Annotated in this window: 5 protein-coding genes; all 5 read left to right on the top strand. The window is 51.2% G+C overall.

The window, feature by feature from the left end:
• A partial coding sequence (locus KDK14_RS15860) for a hypothetical protein (RefSeq protein ID WP_257266146.1) occupies nt 1-280 on the top strand: 280 nt, incomplete at its 5' end.
• Complete coding sequence (locus KDK14_RS15855) at nt 199-1,020, top strand: DUF805 domain-containing protein (protein WP_257266145.1); 822 nt, start codon at nt 199-201, stop codon at nt 1,018-1,020. The genes KDK14_RS15860 and KDK14_RS15855, both read left to right, overlap by 82 nt.
• Nucleotides 1,021-1,343: 323 nt before the next feature.
• A complete protein-coding gene (locus tag KDK14_RS15850) occupies nt 1,344-2,549 on the top strand; it encodes an acetate kinase (protein WP_257266144.1) in 1,206 nt (401 codons plus the stop codon).
• A 69-nt stretch (nt 2,550-2,618) separates the two neighbouring features.
• Nucleotides 2,619-4,709 (top strand): phosphate acetyltransferase, encoded by a 2,091-nt coding sequence (gene pta / locus KDK14_RS15845; RefSeq protein WP_257266143.1) that lies wholly within the window; start codon nt 2,619-2,621, stop codon nt 4,707-4,709.
• A gap of 329 nt (nt 4,710-5,038) precedes the next feature.
• Nucleotides 5,039-5,332, top strand: a complete 294-nt coding sequence (locus KDK14_RS15840; protein ID WP_257266142.1) for a GDCCVxC domain-containing (seleno)protein — start codon at nt 5,039-5,041, stop codon at nt 5,330-5,332.
• The last annotated feature ends 89 nt before the right edge of the window (nt 5,333-5,421 follow it).

Below are 5,421 nucleotides of genomic sequence, written 5' to 3'. Positions count from 1 at the left end.
CTTTGCCGTGAAAAATATTTTGCTTAACCATTTTTCATCTCTGAGGGTGGCGCAACATATTTACACGCGCCATGGGAATTTTACACGCGCCATGGGCATTTGTGGTTTTCATGCTCTTTTGGCTACCAACAAAAAAGCCACAGTCTACTCCATGCCAGCCGATAACCTGTCTCAGGACATATTTCAGGACAGGCCAACATGGATGACTCATTCTATAAACTTATTTTTGAGGGAGAAACACTGCCAGGCTTCAAGGAAAGAAAGGTTCAAAAAAACCTGAAAGCACTCCTCAATGCAGACAAATCAGAGTTGAAACGTCTTTTCTCTGGAAAACCAACCATTATTCGAAAGAATCTGACTGCCCTTGAAATTCGTCCTTTTGAAAGAGCCATGGTAAAGGCTGGAGCCCACTGCCGGATTGTCGCTATGACCAGTGATGAAGAACTGGCCCCCACGCCACTGGAAACCATTCTGGAACAGGATAACCTGGCCAAACCATCCAAACCCTACGGAAAGTTTCAACTGCTCCCCAGAATAGGAAGAGTAAAATTCACGGCCTCCCTCTGGATAATTATGCTGCTGGGCCTCTGCGCCTGGTGGGTTCCAGGGTATTTAACTCCACATTTGACGCCTCTCTATCCACCCTTGGAGTCAGCGCACCTGACACTTGGCCTGATCACCATTGCCTGCCTCCTTATGCTGACCATGGCCGCCAGACGGCTTCATGATTTTGGCCGCAGCGGCTGGCAGAGTGTTGTGTTAGTGCTCCCGGGGATCAACCTTCTGTTTCTGTTGTGGCTGATCTTTTCTTCAGGCACCGCAGATACCAACCGATTTGGGCCCCCTCCCTATACTGCCGGGACAATCGCACAGGCTTTTGGCATATGGATTCCAATATTGACCCTGATTGCAACAGGGACATATTGCTGGTACTACCAGAATGAGCTGCAGCAGTTGGCCAGCAATGTTCCGGAAATGATCAATCAGTTGGTTATTCCAGCGCTGGAACAAAACCTCTGACCCTGGTGAACAATTAATTACAGCCACGATCGATATACGCATCAATACGCAGTCCACCAACACAGGTCAATGGTTATAATACTTATCAAACCGCTTCTCCAGGAGGCTGTCCGCGAATTGGCTGCCCCGCTTTCACCGCACAAAAACGATGTTTCAGCCGCAATTTTATGCTATCTCCGTAACGGAGCTTATTCACGGGCAGCCTGCGTTTGGTCGGTTCCGGCCGCTGCGTTTGGCGATATACCTGACAATCCTTTTACTTTAAAAGCATGACACGGGCATTTTCAGAAACTGCACGGTCATCAACACTGGTAATAGGTTCTATGAGCAAAGATAGTGTTCTGGTCATTAACTGTGGCAGTTCTTCCCTTAAGTTCGCAGTCATCAACTCGAAAACCGAAGAGGAAAGCATCAGTGGCATCGCCGAGCGCCTGGTGGGCAACGATGCCTCTATTACCTGGAAACTGAACGGTGACAAGCAAACCCTGAATCTTGTTGCGGCTGGCCACATGGCTGGTGGCCACGAAAGTGCAATCGAAGCACTGGTGGGCATTCTCCGTGAAAATCACCTGATGGATCACATTGAAGCCATCGGCCACCGGATTGTACACGGTGGAGAGAAGTTCACCGAATCCACCCTGATCACCGAGGAGGTGATCAAGGGCATCGAACAGTGCAGCCACTTGGCACCTCTGCACAACCCGGCCCACCTGCTGGGTATCCGGGCTTGCATAAAATACTTCCCGGACCTGCCGGAGTGCGTCGTATTCGACACGGCATTCCACCAGACCATGCCTGCCGAAAGCTATCTGTACGCAGTTCCCTATGGCCTGTACCAGGAGCACGGTCTGCGGCGTTATGGTATGCACGGCACCAGCTACCGTTATGTCAGCAAAACCGCTGCCGACATGCTGGGTCTGGACTACGACAACAGCGCTATCCTGGTTGCCCACCTGGGTAATGGGGCCAGTGCCTGTGCCGTCAAAAACGGCAAATCCATTGACACCACCATGGGCCTGACACCACTGGAAGGCCTGGTGATGGGCACCCGTTCCGGTGATATCGACCCGAACGTATTCAGTTTCCTGAACAAGCAGTGCGGCTACTCCCTGGACGAGATCACCGACCTCCTGAACAAACAATCCGGTATGCTGGGTCTGTCCGGCCTGGACAACGACTGCCGTGTTCTTGAAAGTGCCGCAGCAGCAGGTCATGAGCGTGCCCAGCTCACCCTGGACATTTTCTGCAACGTCCTGGCCAAGAAACTGGCCGGTTTTGCCTCTGAACTGGGCCGCATCGATGCACTGGTCTTTACCGGTGGTATCGGTGAGAACTCCTGCACGATCCGTAAGAATGTACTGCAGCGTTTGTCTATCTTCGGCTTTGAGATTGATGAACAAGCCAACAAAGAGACCACCCGTGGCAAGTGTGGTGTCGTCACCAAGCCAGGTTCAACCATAGCGATCGTTGTCGCGACCAATGAAGAGCTGATGATTGCCCGTGATACCGAAGCACTGATCGCTGGCTGAATGATGTAAACAACAGGTCCAATCTCCTGTTTTTTATATCACTATTTCATGAGAAGGATTTTTCCGTATATGCGTACATTTTTCATGGCACCAACACGTTATGGTGTCGGCCTGACCTCTGTCACCCTGGGTCTGGTCCGGGCGCTCGATAATCTCGGTCTCAGGGTCAAGTTCTTCAAGCCGATTGCCCAACTTCATATAGGGGACACTGGGCCAGAACGTTCCACCAAGCTGGTTCAGCGTATCATGGACCATGAGCCGCCTACCCCCATTACCTCTCATCGCGCGGAAGATCTGTTGGGGGATAACAAGGGCGACGTCCTGATGGAAGAGATCGTAGCCCTGTTTGAGCAGGCTTCCCGGGACTGTGATGTCATGGTCGTAGAGGGTCTGGTTCCGACCCGGGAAATGCCCTACGCCAACCGCCTGAACAGCAATATTGCCAAAACCCTGAATGCTGACATTATCCTGGTGTCTGAGCCAGGGAATGACTCTCTGCAAGACCTGGCCGACAAACTGGAAATTGCTGCAGACAGTTTTGGAGGTATCAAAAACCCGAAGGTCGTTGGCTATGCCCTGAATAAACTGACACCGGAACTGGTTGCCCGCCTGAACCAGGAAGGCCATTTTCAGAGTCTGCCAGAATTTGCCCGCAAGCCATTCCAGCCACTGGGTTATATTCCGTTTGACAATAATCTGGCTTCACCAAGAACCATGGATATTGCCGGGCACCTGAAAGCAGAAATCATCAATGCCGGTGAGATGGATACACGTCGGGTTACGTCCTACACCCTGAGTGCGCGAACGCCAACCAATATGATTCATCACCTGAAGCCTGGCAACCTGGTGATTACGCCAGGCGACCGTGATGACATTATTCTGGCCACCTGTATGGCGGCCCTGAACGGTGTTCCCCTGGCGGGTATTCTGCTGACCAGTGGTATCACACCCTCCAATCCCGTGATGGAACTGTGCAGCAAGGCCATTGGTACCGGTCTTCCTGTCATGATGACCGGGGAAGACTCTTATACCACGGCAACCATGCTGGATCGTCGCCCTAACGAACTGCCAATTGACGACACTGCACGTGTTGAAATGGTTATGGATACCATCGCTGCCAACCTGAATACCGAGTGGCTGAAGCAACAATGCGCTGCCCTGGCAGAGCGCAGACTCTCTCCTCCGGCCTTCCGTTACCAGTTGGTTCACAGAGCACGCCGCGCCAATAAGCGTATCGTTCTGCCAGAAGGTGATGAACCACGCACTATTCAGGCCGCCGTTATCTGTCAGGAGCGTGGTATCGCCCAATGTATCCTTCTGGGCAAGCGCAGCGTTATTGAACAGCTCGCCAAAGACAACGGCATCACGCTGCCGGATGGCCTGGTCATTATGGAGCCTGAGAGTATCCGCGCCCGTTATATTGATCCGATGGTCGAACTACGAAAGAACAAAGGCCTTACCGCCCCGATGGCAGAAGCTCAACTGGAAGATACAGTAGTACTCGGTACCATGATGCTGGCTCTGAACGAGGTAGACGGTCTGGTCTCTGGAGCTGTTCACACCACCGCCAACACTATCCGACCGGCATTCCAGCTGGTCAAAACGAAGAAAGATGCTGGTGGCCTGGTGTCTTCCATTTTTTTCATGCTGCTGCCTGATCAGGTTCTGGTCTATGGTGACTGTGCCGTTAATCCCAACCCGGATGCAGAACAGTTGGCTAATATCGCCATCCAGAGCGCTGACTCAGCCGCTGCGTTCGGTATTGAACCACGTATTGCCATGATCAGTTACAGCACCGGAACCTCCGGCATCGGTGCCGATGTCGAGAAAGTGCGCGAGGCGACTGAAATCGTCAAGGCCAAACGCCCGGACCTGATTATTGATGGCCCTTTGCAATACGATGCCGCATCCGTTGAATCCGTTGCACAGAGCAAAGCTCCTGGCAGTAACGTCGCGGGTCGTGCTACGGTGTTTATCTTCCCGGATCTCAACACAGGTAACACGACTTACAAAGCTGTGCAGCGCAGTGCCGATGTTATCAGTGTCGGTCCAATGCTTCAGGGTCTTAACAAGCCAGTAAATGACCTTTCCCGTGGAGCACTGGTGGATGACATCGTTTATACCATTGCCCTGACGTCTATTCAGGCTGAAAACGACTAAATTCGTTTAATTATTTTCTTACCAGTCCGGGCAGAAATGCCTGGTTTTTTTATCACTATCAGTAAACAGTCACATTCCACTTTTATGCTTTCATAATGATCAAATGAAACTGGCCTGATTCATGCATATCTTTTGATCAAAGGTTTATAAAAAGTCAGACAGGGTAGTTTGATCGAGGTGCTTTTGTGACATGTTTGCCCATAAAAAAACATCAGCGTCGTTTTATTTGGGCATGGACTGTCAATGAACTAACAGCGAGGCCGATAACTCTATCCTATGCCTGAAGAGAAAATGCAACGAACGGCACATGGAGTGCCAGGAGAAAGAGTATGTCCACTAAAAACTTTACCTTAAGCGCAAACACTCTTGCGTCTACGTCCATCATCATCTGTCCGGACTGTATGCACCATGCTGTTGAAACCATGCCTCAGGATGCCTGTGTTTTCCTCTACGAATGCAGAAACTGCCAGAAACTGATCACCCCACAGGAAGGCGATTGTTGTGTTTTCTGTTCACATGGAAATCAACCGTGTCCAACATCACAACGGGATAGGAAAGCCTACGCTGAAATGACGCTCTCCTATGAAGAAGTGGCTGAAAGCATCTCGGCTTCAGGTCTTTGACCTCAATAGTCCGTGAGACTGTGCTTTTGGTTGACACCAGGAGGCTGTCCGAGAATAGACTGCCCTACGCGGCAACTGCTCCTGCGTTG

The organism is Endozoicomonas sp. ONNA2 (assembly GCF_024606365.1).
Taxonomy (GTDB): domain Bacteria; phylum Pseudomonadota; class Gammaproteobacteria; order Pseudomonadales; family Endozoicomonadaceae; genus Endozoicomonas.
The sequence above is the reverse complement of the archived record's forward strand: the minus strand, read 5'-3'. Positions and strand labels throughout refer to the sequence as shown.

Coding starts and splice junctions, on each gene's coding strand:
- KDK14_RS15855 (WP_257266145.1), top strand. CDS start 199: ATGGATGACTCATTCTATAAACTTATTTTTGAGGGAGAAACACTGCCA.
- KDK14_RS15850 (WP_257266144.1), top strand. CDS start 1,344: ATGAGCAAAGATAGTGTTCTGGTCATTAACTGTGGCAGTTCTTCCCTT.
- pta (WP_257266143.1), top strand. CDS start 2,619: ATGCGTACATTTTTCATGGCACCAACACGTTATGGTGTCGGCCTGACC.
- KDK14_RS15840 (WP_257266142.1), top strand. CDS start 5,039: ATGTCCACTAAAAACTTTACCTTAAGCGCAAACACTCTTGCGTCTACG.